Origin of the sequence: Streptomyces sp. NBC_01264, assembly GCF_026340675.1 — a bacterium.
In the GTDB taxonomy this organism is placed as follows: domain Bacteria; phylum Actinomycetota; class Actinomycetes; order Streptomycetales; family Streptomycetaceae; genus Streptomyces.
In genome coordinates this window covers 4,141,092-4,160,598 of the sequence record NZ_JAPEOX010000001.1, presented here as the reverse complement: position 1 = coordinate 4,160,598, position 19,507 = coordinate 4,141,092, and the positions used below count along the sequence as shown (strand labels likewise).

Annotated in this window: 18 protein-coding genes and 1 tRNA gene; 9 read left to right on the top strand and 10 right to left on the bottom strand. The window is 72.0% G+C overall.

What is annotated here, in order from left to right; all coding sequences use genetic code 11:
• Positions 1-46: 46 nt before the first annotated feature.
• Together OG435_RS19125 and OG435_RS19120 are read left to right on the top strand one after the other, a co-directional pair.
• Positions 47-940: a trans-aconitate 2-methyltransferase gene (locus tag OG435_RS19125; protein ID WP_266878179.1), complete on the top strand. Its 894-nt coding sequence runs from the start codon at positions 47-49 to the stop codon at positions 938-940.
• Between the two features lie 2 nt (positions 941-942).
• On the top strand, positions 943-1,308 hold the full coding sequence (locus OG435_RS19120) for a VOC family protein (protein ID WP_266878177.1): 366 nt from the start codon (positions 943-945) through the stop codon (positions 1,306-1,308).
• A gap of 139 nt (positions 1,309-1,447) precedes the next feature.
• Here OG435_RS19120 and OG435_RS19115 read toward each other — a convergent pair whose 3' ends face one another.
• Together OG435_RS19115 and OG435_RS19110 are read right to left on the bottom strand one after the other, a co-directional pair.
• Positions 1,448-2,119, bottom strand: a complete 672-nt coding sequence (locus OG435_RS19115; RefSeq protein ID WP_266881878.1) for a TetR/AcrR family transcriptional regulator — start codon at positions 2,117-2,119, stop codon at positions 1,448-1,450.
• Positions 2,119-3,099 (bottom strand): acyl-CoA desaturase, encoded by a 981-nt coding sequence (locus OG435_RS19110; protein WP_266878175.1) that lies wholly within the window; start codon positions 3,097-3,099, stop codon positions 2,119-2,121. Before OG435_RS19110 ends, OG435_RS19115 begins: the two co-directional genes overlap by 1 nt.
• Before the next feature lie 363 nt (positions 3,100-3,462).
• Here OG435_RS19110 and ppc point away from each other — a divergent pair, with 363 nt between their 5' ends.
• Complete coding sequence (gene ppc / locus OG435_RS19105; RefSeq protein WP_430625654.1) at positions 3,463-6,228, top strand: phosphoenolpyruvate carboxylase; 2,766 nt, start codon at positions 3,463-3,465, stop codon at positions 6,226-6,228.
• A gap of 93 nt (positions 6,229-6,321) precedes the next feature.
• Here the strand turns inward: ppc and pth are convergent, their stop codons facing one another.
• From pth to OG435_RS19080, 5 genes are all read right to left on the bottom strand, one after another.
• Positions 6,322-6,912 carry an aminoacyl-tRNA hydrolase gene (pth, locus tag OG435_RS19100; RefSeq protein ID WP_266878173.1) on the bottom strand — a complete coding sequence of 197 codons (591 nt, stop codon included), beginning with the start codon at positions 6,910-6,912 and terminating at the stop codon, positions 6,322-6,324.
• 91 nt (positions 6,913-7,003) lie between these two features.
• A complete protein-coding gene (locus OG435_RS19095) occupies positions 7,004-7,579 on the bottom strand; it encodes a 50S ribosomal protein L25/general stress protein Ctc (RefSeq protein WP_266878172.1) in 576 nt (191 codons plus the stop codon).
• Between the two features lie 188 nt (positions 7,580-7,767).
• On the bottom strand, positions 7,768-8,745 hold the full coding sequence (locus OG435_RS19090) for a ribose-phosphate diphosphokinase (protein ID WP_112451977.1): 978 nt from the start codon (positions 8,743-8,745) through the stop codon (positions 7,768-7,770).
• Between the two features lie 133 nt (positions 8,746-8,878).
• On the bottom strand, positions 8,879-10,327 hold the full coding sequence (gene glmU / locus OG435_RS19085) for a bifunctional UDP-N-acetylglucosamine diphosphorylase/glucosamine-1-phosphate N-acetyltransferase GlmU (protein ID WP_266878168.1): 1,449 nt from the start codon (positions 10,325-10,327) through the stop codon (positions 8,879-8,881).
• 109 nt (positions 10,328-10,436) lie between these two features.
• A tRNA-Gln gene (locus tag OG435_RS19080) sits at positions 10,437-10,508 on the bottom strand.
• A 154-nt stretch (positions 10,509-10,662) separates the two neighbouring features.
• Between OG435_RS19080 and OG435_RS19075 the strand changes: the two genes are divergently transcribed.
• Genes OG435_RS19075 through OG435_RS19065 form a run of 3 tightly spaced genes read left to right on the top strand, consistent with a single transcriptional unit; the run spans position 10,663 to position 12,920 of the window.
• The gene (locus OG435_RS19075) at positions 10,663-11,922 is read left to right on the top strand and encodes a sensor histidine kinase (protein WP_266878167.1); all 1,260 of its coding nucleotides are present in this window, start codon (positions 10,663-10,665) and stop codon (positions 11,920-11,922) included.
• A gap of 21 nt (positions 11,923-11,943) precedes the next feature.
• A complete protein-coding gene (locus tag OG435_RS19070; RefSeq protein WP_266878166.1) occupies positions 11,944-12,348 on the top strand; it encodes a ferredoxin in 405 nt (134 codons plus the stop codon).
• 26 nt (positions 12,349-12,374) lie between these two features.
• Positions 12,375-12,920, top strand: a complete 546-nt coding sequence (locus OG435_RS19065; protein WP_266878165.1) for a hypothetical protein — start codon at positions 12,375-12,377, stop codon at positions 12,918-12,920.
• On the opposite strand, the gene OG435_RS19060 is transcribed toward OG435_RS19065, so the two are convergent.
• Both OG435_RS19060 and OG435_RS19055 read right to left on the bottom strand, forming a co-directional pair.
• Positions 12,917-13,426, bottom strand: coding sequence for an SUKH-3 domain-containing protein (locus OG435_RS19060; protein WP_266878164.1), 510 nt, complete (start codon positions 13,424-13,426; stop codon positions 12,917-12,919). The two genes, OG435_RS19065 and OG435_RS19060, sit on opposite strands and share 4 nt — an antisense overlap.
• A 5-nt stretch (positions 13,427-13,431) precedes the next feature.
• Complete coding sequence (locus OG435_RS19055) at positions 13,432-14,049, bottom strand: YwqJ-related putative deaminase (RefSeq protein WP_266878163.1); 618 nt, start codon at positions 14,047-14,049, stop codon at positions 13,432-13,434.
• Positions 14,050-14,278: 229 nt separating this feature from the next.
• Between OG435_RS19055 and OG435_RS19050 the strand changes: the two genes are divergently transcribed.
• From OG435_RS19050 to OG435_RS19040, 3 genes are all read left to right on the top strand, one after another.
• Positions 14,279-15,328, top strand: a complete 1,050-nt coding sequence (locus OG435_RS19050; protein WP_266878162.1) for an SMI1/KNR4 family protein — start codon at positions 14,279-14,281, stop codon at positions 15,326-15,328.
• A gap of 7 nt (positions 15,329-15,335) precedes the next feature.
• Positions 15,336-17,465: an SUKH-4 family immunity protein gene (locus OG435_RS19045; RefSeq protein WP_266878161.1), complete on the top strand. Its 2,130-nt coding sequence runs from the start codon at positions 15,336-15,338 to the stop codon at positions 17,463-17,465.
• Positions 17,466-17,601: 136 nt separating this feature from the next.
• Positions 17,602-18,474 carry a DivIVA domain-containing protein gene (locus OG435_RS19040; RefSeq protein WP_266878160.1) on the top strand — a complete coding sequence of 291 codons (873 nt, stop codon included), beginning with the start codon at positions 17,602-17,604 and terminating at the stop codon, positions 18,472-18,474.
• A gap of 211 nt (positions 18,475-18,685) precedes the next feature.
• Here OG435_RS19040 and OG435_RS19035 read toward each other — a convergent pair whose 3' ends face one another.
• The gene (locus OG435_RS19035; RefSeq protein WP_266878158.1) at positions 18,686-19,495 is read right to left on the bottom strand and encodes a hypothetical protein; all 810 of its coding nucleotides are present in this window, start codon (positions 19,493-19,495) and stop codon (positions 18,686-18,688) included.
• Between the last annotated feature and the right edge of the window lie 12 nt (positions 19,496-19,507).

The window sequence follows — 19,507 nt, the reverse complement described above, 5'->3', positions numbered from 1 at the left end:
GAGCTGCTTCCGATTCCAACCGCACCGCCAGCAGGGAGGCTCGAACATGCATTCCGATACCGCGCCGGCCAGGATTCCGGGGTCGACCACCGGCCCCACGGGGGACGCGCCCGCCGCGCCGACCGCACCCAGCGCCCCCACCTGGGACCCGCAGCAATACCTCCGGCACGCCGGTCACCGGGCCAGGCCCTTCCTCGATCTCCTGGCCCGCATACCCGAGCTCCCCTCCCGGACGGCCCGCATCGCCGACCTCGGCTGCGGCCCGGGCAACGTCACCGCGCTCCTCGCGGACCGCTGGCCCGAAGCCCACATCACCGGCTTCGACCTGTCCCCGGAGATGCTCCACCGCGCCGGCGCCGAATACGCCGGACCCACGGGCGGCGGGGGCAAGCTCGAATTCCGCCACGGAAACCTGGCCGACTGGCTCCCCGAGGAGCCGTACGACCTGATCGTCTCCAACGCCGCCTTCCAGTGGGTCCCCGGCCACGCCGGATCCTTCGCCCCCTGGATCAACGGACTGCGCCCCGGCGGCACCTTCGCCTTCCAGATCCCCGGCAACTTCACCGCCCCCAGCCACCGGATCCTCGCCGACCTGTGCGACAACCCGCGCTGGCGGGCCCGGCTCGCCGGACACGGAGCGCGCTACATCCACATCCTCGAACCCTCCGGATACCTGGAGCGGTTCACCGAGCTCGGCTGCTCCGCCGACGTGTGGGAGACCACCTACCACCAGCTGCTCCAGGGCCCCGACCCCGTACTGGACTGGGTCAAGGGCACCGCACTGCGGCCCGTGCTCACCGCGCTGGCCGATGACGAGGAGGCCGTCGAGGCCTTCCTCGCCGAGTACCGCACCCTGCTCCGGGCGGCGTACCCCACGGGCCCCCGCGGCACCGTGTTCCCGTTCCGCAGGATCTTCGCCATCGCCCGCAGGGAGGCCTGACCATGCTCGCCGGAGTCGACCACGTCCAGCTCGCCGCACCGCCCGGCTCGGAGCCCCGGCTGCGCGCCTACTACACCGAAGTGCTCGGGATGACCGAGATCCCCAAGCCGCCGGTGCTCGCGGCGCGCGGCGGCTGCTGGTTCGCCGCCGGGCCGGTCCAGCTCCATCTGGGCATCGAGGAGGACTTCCACCCCGCCCGCAAGGCGCACCCGGGACTCCGCGTCGAGGGCATCGAGGCCTACGCGGACAGACTGGAGGCCCGCGGCGCCACGGTCGTCTGGGACGACAACCTGCCGGGACACCGCCGCTTCTACTCGGAGGATCCGGTCGGCAACCGGATCGAGTTCTTGGAGAAGCACAGCCTGTAGAGCACGGCCTGTAAAGCACAGCCTGTAAAGCACAGCCCGTAAAGCGCAGCCCGCAGAACGGCTGACGCCCCACACGACGGCGCCCCGCCACCGGATCTCCGGTGACGGGGCGCCGTCGTCCGCGCGCGCGGTACGGGGCTCACTTCTTGCGGTGGCCCACCAGCCGCGGCTTCGCCTCCAGGTTCTCCAGGCCGTGCCAGGACAGGTTCACCAGGTGCGCCGCCACCTCGGCCTTCTTCGGCTGACGCGTCTCCAGCCACCACTGCCCGGTCAGCGCGACCATCCCGACCAGTGCCTGCGCGTACAGCGGGGCCAGCTTCGGGTCGAAGCCCCGGGCCTTGAACTCCAGGCCCAGGATGTCCTCGACCTGGGTGGCGATATCGCTGATAAGCGAGGCGAAGGTGCCCGTCGACTGGGCGACGGGGGAGTCACGGACCAGGATCCGGAAACCGTCGGTGTAGTTCTCGATGTAGTCCAGGAGCGCGAACGCCGCCTGCTCCAGGAGCTCCCGCGGATGTCCGGCCGTCAGCGCGCCCGTCACCCCGTCCAGCAGCTGGCGCATCTCGCGGTCCACGACGACCGCGTAGAGGCCCTCCTTGCCGCCGAAGTGCTCGTAGACCACCGGCTTGGAGACTCCGGCCTTCGCCGCGATCTCCTCCACCGACGTGCCCTCGAATCCCTTCTCGGCGAACAGGGTGCGGCCGATGTCCAGCAGTTGCTGACGCCGTTCGGCGCCCGTCATCCGGACCCGGCGGGTGCGCCTGGGCTTCTCGCTGCTGGAACTGCTGCCGTCGTTTCCCACGCCCCCCATCATGCCGCGTTCGACGCTTCTTCCTTGCGCCGGGCGTCGATCCGGGCCTCGGACGGCCAGCGGACGTCGGACGCCCAGCCCAGCTGCTCGAACCAGCGGATCAGCCGCGCACTGGAGTCGACCTGGCCGCGCAGCACACCGTGCCGGGCCGAGGTCGGGTCGGCGTGGTGCAGGTTGTGCCAGGACTCGCCGCAGGACAGCACCGCCAGCCACCACACGTTGCCGGAGCGGTCGCGCGACTTGAACGGGCGCTTGCCCACCGCGTGACAGATGGAGTTGATCGACCACGTCACGTGGTGCAGCAGCGCGACCCGGACCAGGGAGCCCCAGAAGAACGCGGTGAAGGCGCCCCACCACGACATGGTCACCAGACCGCCCACCAGCGGAGGCAGCGCCAGCGAGAACATCGTCCAGAAGATGAAGTCGCGCGAGATGCGCCGGATCGCCGGGTCCTTGATCAGGTCCGGGGCGTACTTCTGCTGGTCGGTCTGCTCCTCGTCGAAGAGCCACCCGATGTGCGCCCACCACAGGCCCTTCATCAGGGCCGGCACCGTCTCGCCGAAGCGCCACGGCGAATGCGGGTCGCCCTCGTGGTCGGAGTACTTGTGGTGCTTGCGGTGGTCGGCCACCCAGCGCACCAGCGGTCCCTCGACCGCCATCGATCCCATGACCGCCAGGGCGATGCGCAGCGGCCGCTTCGCCTTGAAGGAACCGTGCGTGAAGTAGCGGTGGAAGCCGATGGTGATGCCGTGGCAGGTGAGGAAGTACATGAACACCATCAGGCCCACGTCCAGCCAGCTCACCCCCCAGCCCCACGCAAGCGGAAGGGCCACCAGCAGGGAGAGGAAGGGGACGGTGATGAACAGCAGCAGCGCGATCTGCTCGACGGACCGCTTGTTCTCACCGCCGAGGGTCGCGGACGGCACGGACGTGCCGGAAGACGGCGAGGCGTCCTCGATCACGTCGGGACTGATGGTCATAGGTGTGTCCCCTGTGGGGTGAGGGAGTCGGCAGGCGCGCCGCCCGGCCACGCGTCCCTACGGGTGCGTAACCTACGGCAACGTAAGTATGGCAAAGGTCCCCCGCCCGGCAAGAGGAGCGCGCCCGCGACCGGGTCCTTCGGCCCCGGCGGCAGGGCCGTCGTCCCGCCTGGTGACACAGGGGCCTGGTCACCGGTACGGGCCACCTATCCTGGTGTCGTCGGACAGCGCGGTCCGCACGGGCAGCCCGAGCTGCGCATCAGGAGCGGTGGCACCGCCGGACGAAGGTCCGGTCGGGCACCACCGCGCGCAACCGGAACCCACCTCCCAGTAGCGCTCGAAACACTGCAAGGAGCCGCACCTGTGAGCAGTGCCGACCAGGCCCACTCGACCACCGCCCCCGCGACGTCCCCCGCCGGAGCGGCCAACGCCGAGCTGCGCGCGGACATCCGCCGCCTCGGCGACCTCCTCGGCGAGACCCTCGTACGTCAGGAGGGCCAGGACCTCCTCGACCTGGTCGAACGCGTCCGAGCCCTCACGCGCACCGACGGCATCGCCGCCGCCGAGCTGCTCGGCGACACCGACCTGGAGACCGCAGCCAAGCTGGTGCGCGCCTTCTCCACCTACTTCCACCTCGCCAACGTCACCGAGCAGGTGCACCGCGGCAAGGAGCTGCGCGCCCACCGCGCCGCCGAGGGGGGCCTGCTGGCCCGCACGGCCGACATGCTCAAGGACGCGGACCCCGAGCACCTGCGCGAGACGGTCAAGAACCTCAACGTCCGCCCCGTCTTCACCGCGCACCCCACCGAGGCGGCCCGCCGCAGCGTCCTGAACAAGCTGCGCCGCATCGCGGCCCTCCTGGAGGAGCCCGTCTCGGGAGCCGGCGAACGCCGCCGCCACGACCTGCGCCTCGCGGAGAACATCGACCTCGTCTGGCAGACCGACGAACTGCGCGTGGTCCGCCCCGAGCCCGCCGACGAGGCCCGCAACGCGATCTACTACCTCGACGAGCTGCACGCCGGCGCCGTCGGCGACGTCCTCGAGGACCTCGCCGCCGAGCTCCAGCGCGTCGGCATCGAGATCCCGGCCGGCACCCGCCCGCTCACCTTCGGCACCTGGATCGGCGGCGACCGCGACGGCAACCCCAACGTCACGCCCGACGTGACCCGGGACGTGCTGATCCTCCAGCACGAGCACGGCATCACCGACGCCCTGGAACTCATCGACTTCCTGCGCGGACTGCTGTCGAACTCCATCCGCTACACCGGCGCCACCGAGGAGCTCCTCACCTCCCTCCAGGCCGACCTGGAGCGCCTCCCGGAGATCAGCCCGCGCTACAAGCGGCTGAACGCCGAGGAGCCGTACCGCCTCAAGGCCACCTGCATCCGGCAGAAGCTCCTCAACACCCGCGAGCGCCTCGCCAAGGGCATCCCGCACGAGGAAGGCCGCGACTACCTCGGCACCGCCGAGCTGCTCACCGACCTCACCCTCATCCAGACCTCCCTGCGCGAGCACCGCGGCGCGCTCTTCGCCGACGGCCGCATGGACCGCACCATCCGCACGCTGGCCGCCTTCGGCCTCCAGCTCGCCACGATGGACGTGCGCGAGCACGCGGACGCCCACCACCACGCGCTGGGTCAGCTCTTCGACCGGCTCGGCGAGGAGTCCTGGCGCTACGCGGACATGCCCCGCGACTACCGCGGCCGCCTCCTGGCCAAGGAGCTGCGCTCGCGCCGCCCGCTGGCGCCCACCCCGGCCCCGCTCGACGCGGCCGGCCAGAAGACGCTCGGCGTGTTCGGCGCCATCAAGGACGCCTTCGAGAAGTTCGGCCCCGAGGTCATCGAGTCGTACATCATCTCGATGTGCCAGGGCGCCGACGACGTCTTCGCCGCCGCCGTCCTCGCCCGCGAGGCCGGTCTCATCGACCTGCACGGCGGCTGGGCCAAGATCGGCATCGTCCCGCTCCTGGAGACCACCGACGAGCTCAAGGCCGCCGACGTCATCCTCGACGAGATGCTGGCCGACCCCTCCTACCGGCGCCTGGTCTCGCTGCGCGGCGACGTCCAGGAGGTCATGCTGGGCTACTCCGACTCCTCCAAGTTCGGGGGCATCACCACCTCCCAGTGGGAGATCCACCGCGCCCAGCGTCGGCTGCGCGACGTGGCCCACCGCTACGGCGTCCGCCTGCGCCTCTTCCACGGCCGCGGCGGCACCGTCGGCCGTGGCGGCGGCCCCTCGCACGACGCGATCCTCGCACAGCCCTGGGGCACCCTGGAGGGCGAGATCAAGGTCACCGAGCAGGGCGAGGTCATCTCCGACAAGTACCTCGTCCCCTCGCTGGCCCGCGAGAACCTGGAGCTGACCGTCGCGGCCACCCTCCAGGCCTCCGCCCTGCACACCGCCCCGCGCCAGTCCGACGAGGACCTGGCCCGCTGGGACGCGGCCATGGACACCGTCTCGGACGCCGCGCACGACGCGTACCGCGCGCTCGTCGAGGACCCGGACCTGCCGGCGTACTTCTTCAAGGCCACCCCCGTGGACCAGCTCGCCGACCTGCACCTGGGCTCGCGCCCCTCGCGCCGCCCCGACTCCGGCGCCGGCCTCGACGGCCTGCGCGCCATCCCGTGGGTGTTCGGCTGGACCCAGTCCCGCCAGATCGTCCCCGGCTGGTACGGGGTCGGCTCGGGCCTCAAGGCCCTGCGCGAGGCGGGCCAGGGCGACGCCCTGACCGAGATGGGCGAGCGCTGGCACTTCTTCCGCAACTTCCTGTCCAACGTCGAGATGACGCTGGCCAAGACGGACCTGCGGATCGCCCGCCACTACGTCGACACCCTGGTGCCCGACGAGCTCAAGCACGTGTTCGCCCGCATCGAGGCCGAGCACGAGCTGACCGTCCGCGAGGTCCTGCGGATCACCGGCGGCGAGAAGCTCCTCGACTCCAACCCGGTCCTCCAGCAGACCTTCTCGGTCCGCGACGCCTACCTGGACCCGATCTCCTACCTCCAGGTCTCCCTGCTGGCCCGCCAGCGGGCGGCCGCCGAGCGCGGCGAGGAGGCGGACCCGATCCTGTCCCGGGCCCTGCTCCTCACCGTCAACGGCGTCGCGGCCGGCCTGCGCAACACCGGCTGAGGTTTCGTACGACCTACGACAGAGGGCCCGCACACCGGAAGGTGCGCGGGCCCTCTGCCCGTACCAGCTGTGGCCGTGTCAGCTGTTGGCGTGTCAGCTGTTATACGTGGACTGCGCGCGCTCCAGGCCCTCCTGGATCAGGCATTCCACGGCGTCCGCCGAACGGTCGACGAACCAGTCCAGCTCCTTGCGCTCCGTGGAGGAGAAGTCCTTCAGCACGAAGTCGGCGACCTGCATCCGGCCCGGCGGGCGGCCGATGCCGCAGCGCACCCGGTGGTAGTCGGGGCCCATCGACTTGGTCATCGACTTGAGGCCGTTGTGGCCGTTGTCCCCGCCGCCCAGCTTCAGCCGCAGCGTCGGGTAGTCGATGTCCAGCTCGTCGTGGACCGCGACGATCCGGTCCAGCGGCACCTTGTAGAAGTCCCGCAGCGCCGTCACCGGGCCGCCGGACAGGTTCATGAACGACATGGGCTTGGCCAGCACCACGCGCCGGTTCAGCGGTCCCGGCGGGCCGATGCGGCCCTCGACCACCTGGGCGCGGGCCTTGTGCGCCTTGAACTTGCCGCGCATCCGCTCCGCCAGCAGGTCGGCGACCATGAAACCGATGTTGTGGCGGTTGCCCTCGTACTCCGCACCCGGGTTCCCGAGACCCACGATCAGCCAGGGCGCCGCGTCGTCCGACATCAAAAGCTCCTTATACGAAGACGACCGCCGTCCCGCTCCAGTGGAGCCGGACGGCGGTCGTTCAGCAAGTGCTGAAGGTGAGCGGTGAGGCTCAGGCCTCGGTGCTCTCGGCGGCCGGCTCCTCGGTGCCCGCGCCGATGACCTGCAGGACGGCGATGTCGCCGTCGACGGCCAGGGTGGTGCCGGCCGGCAGGACGAGGTCGGAGGCGGTGATGGTGGCACCGGCCTCCAGGCCCGCGATCGAGACGGTGACCTCGGTCGGGATGTGGGTGGCCTCGGCCTCGACGGAGATGGTGTTCTGGAGGGTCTCCAGCATGTTGCCGCCCGGGGCCAGCTCGCCCTCGGTGACGATCGCGACGTCGACGGTGACCTTCTCGCCCTTCTTGACGATCAGGAAGTCGACGTGGGAGATCGAGCGCTTCAGCGGGTGCTTCTGAACGGCCTTCGGGATGACCAGCTCGGTGCCGGCGCCCTCGATGTCCAGGGAGAGCAGGACGTTCGGGGTGCGCAGCGCCAGCTGGAGCGCGTGGGCGTCCACGTTGACGTGCTTCGGGTCGGTGCCGTGGCCGTAGATGACCGCGGGGGTCAGGGCGTCACGGCGGGCCTGGCGGGCAGAGCCCTTGCCGAAGTTCTCGCGGACCTTCGCGGCAAGCTTGATCTCGGACATGCTCACTCCTCGTGGGGTGACGGAAATGGACGACAGTCACCCGGCCGGAACACGGCCTGCTACGAAGAGCGCGTCGATAACGGAGCATCCGCAACCTGTGGAAAACAGGTACGGCCTCCCTCGCCGAGCAACTCGAGGAGTGTACCCGGGGAGGGAGGCCGTACCCAAAACGATCTCTGCTGGGACTGCTACTGCTGCTCTTCGAACAGGCTGGTGACCGAGCCGTCCTCGAAGACCTCGCGCACGGCGCGGGCGATCATCGGGGCGATGGAGAGCACCGTGATCTTGTCGAGCTCCAGGTCGGACGGGTCCGGCAGGGTGTTCGTGAACACGAACTCGCTGACCTTGGAGTTCTTCAGGCGATCGGCGGCCGGGCCCGACAGGATGCCGTGCGTGGCCGTCACGATGACGTCCTCCGCGCCGTGCGCGAAGAGCGCGTCGGCGGCGGCGCAGATGGTGCCACCCGTGTCGATCATGTCGTCGACCAGGACGCAGACGCGGCCCTTGACCTCACCGACCACCTCGTGGACGGTCACCTGGTTGGCGACGTCCTTGTCGCGGCGCTTGTGCACGATCGCCAGGGGGGCGTCCAGGCGGTCGCACCAGCGGTCGGCGACGCGTACGCGGCCGGCGTCCGGGGAGACGATCGTCAGCTTGGAGCGGTCGACCTTGGCGCCGACGTAGTCCGCGAGGACCGACAGGGCCGAAAGGTGGTCGACCGGGCCGTCGAAGAAGCCCTGGATCTGGTCGGTGTGCAGATCGACCGTGAGGATGCGGTCCGCACCCGCGGTCTTCAGCAGGTCCGCGACCAGGCGGGCCGAGATCGGCTCGCGGCCCTTGTGCTTCTTGTCCTGGCGGGCGTACCCGTAGGACGGGACGATCACGGTGATGGAGCGTGCCGACGCGCGCTTGAGCGCGTCGATCATGATCAGCTGCTCCATGATCCACTTGTTGATCGGAGCCGTGTGGCTCTGGATCAGGAAGCAGTCCGCGCCACGCGCCGACTCCTGGAAGCGGACGTAGATCTCGCCGTTCGCGAAGTCGAAAGCCTTGGTCGGCACGAGGCCGACACCGAGCTGGTGCGCGACCTCCTCGGCCAGCTCGGGGTGGGCGCGGCCGGAGAAGAGCATCAGCTTCTTCTCGCCGGTCGTCTTGATCCCGGTCACAGCACTGTCTCCTCAGACGTGGGAAAGCTGCTCGCCCCCATGTGCGTCCGTCCCGCACACGGTGAGCCAGCCGAATTGCGTTCACGTATCACGGTACGCCGTATCGGGCGTAGCCGTTTCCGGTCAGTTCACCTCAGCGTTCGTCGGAGTCCTCGCGGACCGCCGACTGAGCCGCTGTCGCGGCGGCGCTTCCCGGACGCTTGCGGGCCACCCAGCCCTCGATATTCCGCTGCTGGCCACGGGCCACGGCCAGGGCGCCGGGCGGCACGTCCTTCGTGATCACGGAGCCGGCGGCCGTGTAGGCGCCGTCCCCGATGGTGACGGGAGCCACAAACATGTTGTCCGAACCCGTCTTGCAGTGTGAGCCGACGGTCGTGTGGTGCTTGTGCTCACCGTCGTAGTTCACGAACACGCTGGCGGCGCCGATGTTCGTGTACTCGCCGATCGTCGCGTCGCCGACGTAGGACAGGTGGGGGACCTTGGTGCCCTCGCCGATCGTGGCGTTCTTCATCTCCACGTAGGTGCCGGCCTTGGCCTTCGCGCCCAGGTTGGTGCCCGGACGCAGGTACGCGAAGGGGCCGACGCTCGCCGAGGGGCCGACGACGGCGGTGTCCGCCACGGTGTTGTCCACCCGGGCGCCGGCGCCGACGTGCGTGTCCTTCAGGCGGGTGTTGGGGCCGACCTCGGCCTGCTCGGCGATGTGCGTGGTGCCGAGCAGCTGGGTGCCGGGGTGCACGATCGCGTCCTGGCCGAAAGTCACCGTCACGTCGACGAGCGTGCTCGCCGGGTCGACGATCGTCACGCCGGCGAGCATGGCGCTCTCCAGCAGGCGGGCGTTCAGCAGGGCGCGGGCCTCGGCGAGCTGGACCCGGTTGTTGATCCCGAGGATCTGCCGGTGGTCCGCGCCCACGGCCGCGCCGACGCGGTGGCCGGCCTCGCGCAGGATGCCGAGCACGTCGGTGAGGTACTCCTCGCCCTGGCTGTTGTCGGTGCGGACCTTGCCGAGGGCGTCGGCGAGGAGGGTGCCGTCGAAGGCGAAGACCCCGGAGTTGATCTCACGGATCGCGCGCTGGGCGTCGGTGGCGTCCTTGTGCTCGACGATGGCGGTGACCGCCCCGTCGGCGCCGCGGATGATCCGGCCGTACCCGGTGGAGTCGGGGACCTCGGCGGTCAGCACGGTGACGGCGTTGCCGTCGGCCTCGTGCGTGGCCGTCAGTGCGGCCAGGGTCTCGCCGGTCAGCAGCGGGGTGTCACCGCAGACGACGACCACGGTGCCGGCGGGCTGGTCGCTGCCGAGCTCTTCGAGGGCCATCCGGACGGCGTGCCCGGTGCCGTTCTGCTCGTACTGGACCGCGGTGCGGACGTCGGCGTCGATCGAGGCGAGGTGCGCGGTGACCTGCTCGCGGGCGTGCCCGACGACGACGACGAGGTGGGTGGGGTCCAGTTCGCGGGAGGCGGCGACGACGTGACCGACGAGCGAGCGCCCGCCGATCTCGTGCAGAACCTTGGGTGTGGCCGACTTCATGCGGGTGCCTTCACCCGCTGCGAGTACGACGACGGCTGCCGGGCGGTTGGCGCTCACGGGTGTGCCCTTCGGCTTCGGGTGGTGGACCCGTGAAGGATACCGGTGGGTTTAGGGCCCTAAACGAGGGTGGGTCCCGACTGCGAACGTCAGGACCCGGACCGTGGAGCTCCCCTGTCAGGACTCGAACCCGAACATAAGGCACCAAAAGCCTCAGTGCTGCCAATTACACCACAGGGGATTGGTCGGCTAAACCAGACATTACGCCCTGGTGGTCGAGTCGACGGGACCTACTATGCCGCACCAGGCGCCCTGAATGCGACGGTACAAATCCGTGCCCCTCAGCGGGATTTCCGGTCGCCTCCGGACCGGGGCCGCTGCGTAGGCTGAACGGCATGACCAGTACGGGGGAAGAGCAGGGAGAGGCGGGGGCCGGGCGGGACGGGCCTCTTTGGTGGGATCGGCGCAGGTCGGCCCAGCTGGACGTGGGGCTCGGGGCGGTGTCCGCCGTCGAGTGCGCGGTGCTGGGCGTTCCGTTCGCCCACGAGGCGGGGATCCCGGTCTTCGCCGGGGTGCTGTTCGGACTGCTGATCGGGCCCGTGCTGGTCCTGCGGCGGCGCTGGCCGATCCTCGTGGTGCTGGTCGGCATCGCGGTGTCGCCGGCGGCGATGGGGTTCCTGCTCGGGGTGGTCGGGCTGTACACGCTGGCCGCCTCGGAGGTGCCCCGGCGGATCACCGTGACCCTGACGTCGATGTCGCTGGCCGCGACCTTCGTGGCGATGTACATGCGGATCTGGAACGACCCCGACGTCACCCGCACCTTCGCCATCACCTTGTCCGTGTTCGTGGCGGTGGCGCTGACCGTGCCGCCGGTGCTGTTCGGGCTGTACACGGCGGCCCGCAGGCGGCTGATGGAGAGCCTGCAGGAGCGGGCGGACTCGCTGGAGCGGGAGCTGTCGCTGCTCGCGGACCGGGCGGAGGAACGGGCCGAGTGGGCCCGTACGGAGGAGCGGACCCGGATCGCGCGGGAGATGCACGACGTCGTGGCGCACCGGGTGTCGCTCATGGTGGTGCACGCGGCGGCGCTCCAGGCGATCGCCGCCAAGGACCCGGTGAAGGCGGCGAAGAACGCGGCGCTGGTCGGGGACATGGGACGGCAGGCGCTGACGGAGCTGCGCGAGATGCTCGGCGTGCTGCGGGCGGAGGCGCCGAGGCGGGCCCTGGCCGCGCCGGTGGCACTGATCGGGAGCTTCGACGACGGGCCGACGCTGGGGGAGCTGGAGGTGCTGGTCGGACAGTCGCGGGCGGCCGGGATGGCGGTGGAGCTGGACGTGCGCGGCGAGTACTCCGTGTACGTGGCGGAGGTGGAGCAAACCGCCTACCGGGTGGTGCAGGAGGCGCTGACCAACTGCCACAAGCACGCCGCGGGAGCCAGGGTCGTCGTACGGCTGGCGCACCGGGAGGGCGAGGTGGCCATGCAGGTGGAGAACGGCCCCTGCGACGGCAAGGCGGCCGAACCGGGCCTGCCGAGCGGCGGGAACGGCCTGGTCGGGATGCGCGAACGGGTGCTCGGACTGGGCGGGGTGTTCGTGTCCGGGCCGACGGACGAGGGCGGCTTCAAGGTCTCGGCGGTCCTGCCGAGCGGACGGCCTTAGCGGGGGACGGGGGCGCGGGGGATGGCCTGGGATCCGGTGGCGGAGCTGACGGACGAGGAGCGGAGGAGTTTCGAGAGGCACGCGAAGCGCCCGGAGCGGCTGTGGCTGAACGTGCCGGGGCCGTTCTGGACGGGGATGACGGACAACTGCTGGACCGGGCGGCTGGAAGCTCCGGACCATGTGCTGTACGCGGCGGACAGCGCGTACTGCACGGAGTACGTGTTCCGGCAGCCGCGCGATCCGCTGGAGGAGTCGCTGGCGGACTTCGGGCCGGGCGGCTGCGTCGCCGACGAGGAGGTCGCCGCCGGAGTGCGGGAGTTCCGGGCGTATCTGGAAGGCGGCCTCGCCGTCGATCTGCGGGCGTATCTTTTCCGGCTGGAGGAAGGCCGGTATCCGGAGGCCGGGGAGCGGCTGCCGCAGCTGTGAGGCGCGGCGGACAGGGCAGGGGGGACATGGGGATGACGGTGGGCTGGGATCCGGTGGCGGAGCTGACGGACGAGGACCGCAAGCTGTTCCAGGGGCGGTGGGAGAAGCGGCTCTGGCTGAACGTGCCGGGGCCCTTCTACACGGGCGAGACGGACACGTGCTGGACCGGGCGGCTGAACGCACCCGGCAACGTGATGTACGCGGCGAGCACCGAAGGCACCCTCGAGTACGTGTTCCGGCAGCCGCGGAGCCCGGAAGAGGTGCGCGACGTGGTGAACGCGGCGGACGAGGAGCCCTTTCAGGAGTACGCGTACGACGGGGACCGCTGGTGGACCCCGGAGACGGTGCGCCGCTGGTGGGCCGGGCGGGGCCGGGTCGAGGAGCACCTGTCGCTCACGCTGGCGGAGTACATGAACAGCGTCCACCCCGCCGACCGGGACGCCGCGGCGGGGGCCCTGGAGTTCCGCGAGTACCTGCAGGGCGGGCTCGCCGCCGATCTGCGGGCGTACCTCTTCCGGCTGGAGGAGGGCCGCTACCCGGGGGAAGGGGAGCGGCTTCCGGAGCTGGGTTAGCCCGTCGTCAGGCGGGTCGGCTGGAGGCCGGTGAGGAGGAGGGTGAGGGCCTCGTCGAGGGTCGCGCCGAGGTACCAGTCGCCGGTGTGGTCCACGCAGTAGACGCGGCCCTCGCGGTCCAGGGCGAGGTGGGACGTCCCGTCGGCCTCGACGCCCAGCGGGCAGAGCTGGGTGGACAGGGCGCGGCCGAGGTCCGCGAAGGTGCGGGCGAGGTGCAGGCCCGTCAGGGGGTCCAGGCGTATCGCGGTGGGTGCGATCTGGCGGCCCGGGCCCGGGGCGGTGACGGTGAGGTTCCCGAACTCCGCCCACGCCTCGACCGCGGCCGGGAAGACGGTGTGCCGGTGCCCGGCCGGGGTGGTGTGGTCGCGCAGGGCGTCGGCCCAGTACTCGGCCTGCTTGATGTCCCAGCGGCCCGGCTCCCAGCCCGCGGTGCGCAGGGCGGAGTCCACGGCGACGGGGAAGCGGGTGGCCGAGGAGCGGGCGTACGAGGCGGAAGTCGTGGTCATGGCGGCTACTCGGGGTGGGAGAGGTCGACGGGGCGTACGCCGAAGTGGGCGAGGAGGGCCTCGCAGGAGCGGCAGGGAGGTGCGTAGCTGCCGTGGAGCGGGTCGCCGTCCTCGCGGATGCGGCGGGCGGTGATCTTGGAGTGCTTGAGGGAGCGGCGGGCCTCGCTCGGAGTGAGGGGCTTGCGCGAGGCGCGCTTGCTGCGGGCGCCCTCGACGCCGGCGAGGTGCCGGGAGAGCAGGATCGCCTCCGGACACCGGCCGGTGAAACGTTCGCGCTGGCCGCTCGTGAGGGTGTCGAGGAAGTCCTGTACGAGGGCGTGCAGTACGGGGGGCAGGTCGGCCTTGCCGGCGGTGCCGGTGAGGGTTTCGCCGCGTACGGAGAGGGCGGCGGCCACGGTGGGCAGGATCCCGTCGCGGCGGAAGCGGAGCGTGGGCACGGCGGGCCGGCCGTCCACGCCGCCACCCCAGCGCAGGCGGGGATCGCCGGGGCCCTGGTCGGCCGTCCCGGCCGCACCGGGCTGCGCCGGGACGGCCGCCGGGTCCGCGGGGTCCGCGGATCCCCTGGCTCCCGCGCCCCCTGAGTGGGCGTCGGCCGCTTCTGTACGTGGTGCCGTGTTCTGCATGGTTGCGCTTTCCCTCCCGTGGCCGCGGTGCCTACCGCTGTGCGCACGCCCCCGTGCCGTGGGGACAGCCTGTCAAATGTCCCCTGGCATGTGGAAGCGGGGTCGAATATTCGTATCAATTCGGAACTTCCCGGCCCTCCCGAGGGGTCCCCGCGCACGTGCGGGTGACGTCCTTGCCGGAGCACATAGGCTGTGGTGAACCAGCCAGATCCAGCAGGGGGCTACCGCCATGACGACAGGTCGGCTCGGGCATGAGGCCGCGCCACCCAACGCCGCTTATTCGGGGCAGGTCGTGCATTTCCCGGACCCCGTCCGGGCCGCGCGCCATCCCCACGGAGTCCGCATCGGAGCGAACGGGCATCCCGACTTCGCGCTGTACGCGCGCGCGGCCGTCGAGATCGCCGAGCCCCCGGAGGGCTTCGGCGTGGACGAGCTGCGCCTGACGGACTGCGTGTCCGCGAACGCGGCCATGCGGGCGACCGGCCACGAACTGTGGGACACGGTCGGCCCCGTGTCGACCCCGCACGGCTGGACCTGGCACCACGTGTCCGGTACGCGCCGCATGGAACTGGTCCCGGTCGAGGTGAAGTCGCTGCTGAGGCACCACGCCGGTCTGGCGACGGCCGCGGTCGACCACGGCAAGCGCGGGACGCGGGCGTTGCAGGAGGTGCGCCCGGCGCACCTGGGGCTGCCCAAGTCGGTGGTCTCGGTGACCGAGCAGCAGGTCCAGGGCGTCGAGGAGGACCTCGGCTACCGGCTCCCGGAGGCCTACCGCTCCTTCCTGAAGGCGGCGGGCGGCTGCGCGCCGGTGGGCACGGGGCTCGACGTGGAGCTGGGACTGCTGGTGGACCAGCCGTTCTTCACGGTGCGCGAGGAGGCGGCGGTCAACGACCTCGTCTACGTCAACAAGTGCCTGCGGGACCACCTGACGAAGGACTACCTGTGCGTGGCCTTCGTGCAGGGCGGGCTGCTCGCGGTGAAGGTGCGCGGGGAGGGGATCGGCTCGGTCTGGTTCTCCCCGTACGACGATGCGCGCGACCAGGACGGCTGGTCGGTGCAGGAACGCGTGGAGCGGCTGCTGCTGCCGTGCGGTACGGATTTCGACGCCTTCCTGGAACGGCTGGCGGGCAATCCGCCGGAACTGGAAACGGTGGCCGGTCTGATGGTGGACGGCGGATTCGCGCGCTCGGTTCCCGTGACGGGTACGGGCGCGGGCGTGGGTTCGGCAGAGCGTTCGGTTCCGGGTGCCGGTCCGGCAGCGGCACCGGTGGAGGGGTGACGGCGCGATGGTGACGTTTGCGCAGGCGCAGGAACGCGCCGAGGAATGGATCAACGGGGACGTGCCCGCGTACCAGCACCGCGAGGTGCGCGTACGGGAGTTCGGACTCGGTTTCGTGGTGTGGGCGGAGGACCGTCCCGCGGGCCCGGTGTCGGGGGGCGGCCGGCAGCGGCTGGTCATCGCGCGGGACAGCGGGGAGGTGACGCTCTGGCCCGGCCTGCCGGTGGGCGAGGTGATCCGCCGCTACGAGGAGGAGTACGGGGCGTCGGCCGCGCAGGCCGAGGCTTCGGTGCCGGTGCCGCGCATCGACTCGGAGCAGACCTCGTTCATGCTCAGTCCGCCGGAGTGGCTCCAGGAGGCGGCGGACCGGGCGGGGATCCCGGCGGCTCCGGCTCCGGCTGCGTCGGTGACTCCGGCGGCCCCGGCCGCTTCGGTGGCCTCCTCCGCGGAGCCCGTGCCGGAGCCCGTGCCCTTGCGGCGCGGGGGAGAGGTCCCCTACGAGCCGACCGCCAACGACGGCGTGCCCGCCGAGATCCCGACCGGGGCCACGCCCTGGGCCGGGACCGACGTGAACCCCGGCGCGGACTCCGTGTCCGTACCGCTGCCGGCGACGGTGTTCGCGCCGCCGCTGTCCGGGTCGGACCAGGACGACTCCCCGGCGTCCTCGGGGCCGGGCCCCGAGGCGCGCACGACCCTGATGCCCAGGGGCAGTGAACTGCCGAAGACCGCCGTCGTGCCGGCGCTGGATCCGGCGGCCGGTCCCGGGCCGCGGTCCGGTTCGGGTTCGGGTCCCGGTGCGGGTGCGGGTGCGGGTGGGGACATCGCCGACGCGCCCACGAGCAAGGCCCGGGTCAACCGGTCCGGGACCGGCTCGCCCGTGACTCCGCCGGGTCCGCCCGGTGCGCCGGGCGGGGGTGCGGAGTCGCCCTCGTACGCCGCCACGATGCTGGCGGGCCCCGGCGGCCCGCAGCAGCCCGCGCCGCCCGGTCCGCCCGGAGCTCCGGGCGCGCCCGGAGCCCCCGGTGGCGGGCTAGACCATGCCGCGACGATGCTGGCGGGTCCGGCCGTGACCGGGCAGCCGCCCGCGCCACCCGGTCCCGCGCCGCAGGCACCCGTACGCGGGCCGCAGACACCCGCGCCGCAGGCCTCCGCTCCCGGGGTGCCCACGGTCGGACCCGGCTACCAGGCCGTGCTGCGCTACCGCGCGCCCGACGGCTCCGAGCAGCAGCTCATCCGCCGTTCCGCGCCCGGCACCCCGCACCCGGAGTGGCAGATCCTGTACGAGCTGCGGGCGATGAACGTGCCTCCGCAGCAGGTGCTGGAGCTGCACACGGAGCTGGCCTCGTGCGAGCTGCCCGGCGGCTACTGCGCGCGCATGATCCGGGAGACCTGGCCGCAGGTCCGGATCACGAACGTGGCCCCGTACGGGACGGACCACGCGGGCCGGCAGCAGGGCATCCGGCACCTGCTGACCCACCAGGGCGAACTGCACCAGGTGGCGGACGGCCCGGCGCGCCCCGCGCCGCTGCGCGCACCGCTGCCGCAGGTGCCCCTGCAGCCGGCGATCCCGCTGGACGCGATCGCGCAGGAACTGGCGGGGGCGTTCGGGCCGCAGGGGGTGTTCCGCTTCGAGCAGCGCGCGGTGTCCCGGCAGGGCGTGCCGGAGATCGTGGCGCAGACGCTGATGTGGTCGGGTCTGCCCGTCGACTTCGGGCCGTTCTTCTGGGCCCAGGCCGTACCGGGTGCCCCGCTGCCGACACTGGCCGAAATGGCGGCGCAGCGGCAGGTGCAGCCGGCCTCGGACGCGGGCTCGTACCTGGTGGTGGGCAGCGACTTCGGCAAGGCGCTGTGCGTGCAGTACGGGACGGCGCACATAGTGGCGGTCCCGGTGGAGGCCGGTCCGGGGGGCGCTCCGGTGCCCCCGCAGTTCGTCAACTCCTCGCTGCCGCAGTTCGTACGGTCCCTGGCGATGCTGGGTCACATGTGGCGGCTGCGCCAGCATCTGACGCCGGAGCAGGCGGGCCGCTGGACCGTCGATTTCCAGGCGAATCTGGCGGGGCTGGACAGCGCGGCGCTCGCGTCGCCGGAGAACTGGTGGTCGGTGCTGCTGGAGCAGATGTGGGACGGTCTCCTCTGATCTGACCGGTTTCCGCTGATCCGGCAGGGATGGCCGGGTCGTGACCCTCGAACAGGGTCTCGGCCCGGCCATTCGGGCTTCTGGGAGCAAATGACGCATCCTTGGCGGGAACCCCCGCGAGAGAGGCGCTTCCAGGATGAGTGCACCCTTTACGACCGTGCGCGGCCGCGGCTACCGGGCGGAAGAGGTGGACCGGTACCTCGCCCGGCTTTCGGGCAGCCGGGACGACGCCTGGGAGCGGGTGGCCCGCCTGACCGTGCTGGCCCGGGACATGGAGGCGGAGGCGGAGCGGCTGCGCGTCGCGGTCTCCGGACTGGCCCCGCAGACGTACGACGAGCTCGGCGAGCGCGCCCGCCGGATCCTGCTGCTGGCCGAGGAGGAGTCCGAGACCCTACGGGGTGACGCGCGGGCGGACGCGCTCGCGGCGGCGGGCGCCGCCGAGGCGCACGCGGACCGGGTGACGGAGCTGGCGCGCGGCGACGCGGAGGCGGTGCGCGAGCAGACCGAGGTCCGGGCCCGGCAGGCGCTGCTGCGGGCGGGGCGCGAGGCGGACGACGCGCGGACGGAGGCGCGGGACGACGCGGCGGCGTGGCGCGCGGAGGCGCAGGCGACGCTGGCGGACGCGGCCCGCCGGGCGGAGACGCTGCTCGCGGAGCGCGAGCAGGAACACACGGAGCGGTGGGACGCGGCGGAGCGGGAGCTGGCGGCGCGGGAGGCGGAGCTGGAGTCGCGGCACGCGGAGCTGGAGCGGTACGCGGAGTCCCGGCTGGGGGAGGCGAAGCGGGCCTTCGCGCAGACCCAGGAGACGGCCCGGCACGGGCAGGAGGACGCGGAGGCGAAGGCGGCGGAGCTGATCGCGGAGGCGCGGGTGCGGGAGGAGCGGGTCGGGCGGGAGACGGAGCGGATCCTTCGGGAACACGGCGAGTCCCAGGACGAGATGCGGGCGCACATGAACCATGTCCGCTCCAGCCTTGCGGCGCTGACGGGGCGGGCTCCGGCGGAGGGCTAGCCTGCGGCGCCGTTGCCGGGGACCAGTCCCCGGGCCCCTGCGCCTCAAGCGCCGGCGGGGCTGGGGTTGGCCTGCGTGCGGGCTGGCACCGGCCCCGGGTCTTTTCAGCCGTCCGGCGTTTGAGGACCGGGGTCCGGGCTGGCCCGGGGAACGGTGGAAGGGTGGGTAGGGGACCCGGCCCCGCAGGGACGGCGCGGCCGCGCAGGGGGTGTCAGGACGGGGGGTTGTAGGGGGACGGGTCGCTGCGGAGGCCGTGGGTGGTGACCACCACCGTGAAGGTGGAGGGGGGCGGAGTCGGGAGGGGAGCCGTCAGGGCGCCCGTCGGGGTGACCTTGGTCGGGAGCGGGGTGCCGTCCAGTTCGATGCGGGGGGCGTCTCCGAAGCCGCCGCCTTCGACCGTCAGGACGCCGTCCGAGACGGAGACCCCGGTGATGACCGGATTGCCTCGCAAGGCCACCTTGTTCAGGAGGTACGCGCCGGCCGGCGCCCCCGTCAGCGCCCACATCTCGGCCGGCAGCTTCGGCAGCCCGCCGCCTACGTCCGACAGGAAGAACGCCACCACGTACAGCATCGTGACCGCGCTCAGGGCGACGTACTGCAGGTCGACCAGATCGGTCCGCCCGCCGTCGTTCGAGATCAGGTCGTGCACGGGGCGCCGCTCGGTGCCCCTCGGCGCCGGTTTGGCCAAGGAGCCCCGCTCCACCCGCATGCCGACCACCGCCTTCGCCGCGATCAGGGCGGCGTACGGGCCTCCGAGCAGGGGGAGGTAGACGGTCGTCAGGGAGGACAGGGGGCCCTCGGGGCCCTGGAACCAGTCGACTCCGCCGCCCGCGGTGAGTCCGTAGCCGAGGGTGGCCAGGAGCAGCCAGAGGAGGATGACCGTCCAGGCCAGGGCCAGGGTGATCGAGGTGGAGAGGCGCCCGTCGCGGCCGGTGACGAAGCCGGGGTGGCGGATCAGGCGTAGGAGGACGGGGCCCGCCAGCACGGCGAGTAAGGCGAGTGCGAAGAGTGCGGACGTCATGTGTGGTCCCCC

Bases quoted from the DNA above. Each gene is read 5' to 3' on its own strand.
- OG435_RS19095 (WP_266878172.1), bottom strand. From the start codon at position 7,579: ATGTCCGAGATCAAGCTTGCCGCGAAGGTCCGCGAGAACTTCGGCAAG.
- OG435_RS19055 (WP_266878163.1), bottom strand. From the start codon at position 14,049: ATGCAGAACACGGCACCACGTACAGAAGCGGCCGACGCCCACTCAGGG.
- OG435_RS19120 (WP_266878177.1), top strand. From the start codon at position 943: ATGCTCGCCGGAGTCGACCACGTCCAGCTCGCCGCACCGCCCGGCTCG.
- OG435_RS19035 (WP_266878158.1), bottom strand. From the start codon at position 19,495: ATGACGTCCGCACTCTTCGCACTCGCCTTACTCGCCGTGCTGGCGGGC.
- OG435_RS19065 (WP_266878165.1), top strand. From the start codon at position 12,375: ATGGGGATGACGGTGGGCTGGGATCCGGTGGCGGAGCTGACGGACGAG.
- OG435_RS19125 (WP_266878179.1), top strand. From the start codon at position 47: ATGCATTCCGATACCGCGCCGGCCAGGATTCCGGGGTCGACCACCGGC.
- OG435_RS19070 (WP_266878166.1), top strand. From the start codon at position 11,944: ATGGCCTGGGATCCGGTGGCGGAGCTGACGGACGAGGAGCGGAGGAGT.
- OG435_RS19040 (WP_266878160.1), top strand. From the start codon at position 17,602: ATGAGTGCACCCTTTACGACCGTGCGCGGCCGCGGCTACCGGGCGGAA.
- OG435_RS19075 (WP_266878167.1), top strand. From the start codon at position 10,663: ATGACCAGTACGGGGGAAGAGCAGGGAGAGGCGGGGGCCGGGCGGGAC.
- OG435_RS19115 (WP_266881878.1), bottom strand. From the start codon at position 2,119: ATGGGGGGCGTGGGAAACGACGGCAGCAGTTCCAGCAGCGAGAAGCCC.
- OG435_RS19045 (WP_266878161.1), top strand. From the start codon at position 15,336: ATGGTGACGTTTGCGCAGGCGCAGGAACGCGCCGAGGAATGGATCAAC.
- pth (WP_266878173.1), bottom strand. From the start codon at position 6,912: ATGTCGGACGACGCGGCGCCCTGGCTGATCGTGGGTCTCGGGAACCCG.
- OG435_RS19050 (WP_266878162.1), top strand. From the start codon at position 14,279: ATGACGACAGGTCGGCTCGGGCATGAGGCCGCGCCACCCAACGCCGCT.
- OG435_RS19060 (WP_266878164.1), bottom strand. From the start codon at position 13,426: ATGACCACGACTTCCGCCTCGTACGCCCGCTCCTCGGCCACCCGCTTC.
- OG435_RS19110 (WP_266878175.1), bottom strand. From the start codon at position 3,099: ATGACCATCAGTCCCGACGTGATCGAGGACGCCTCGCCGTCTTCCGGC.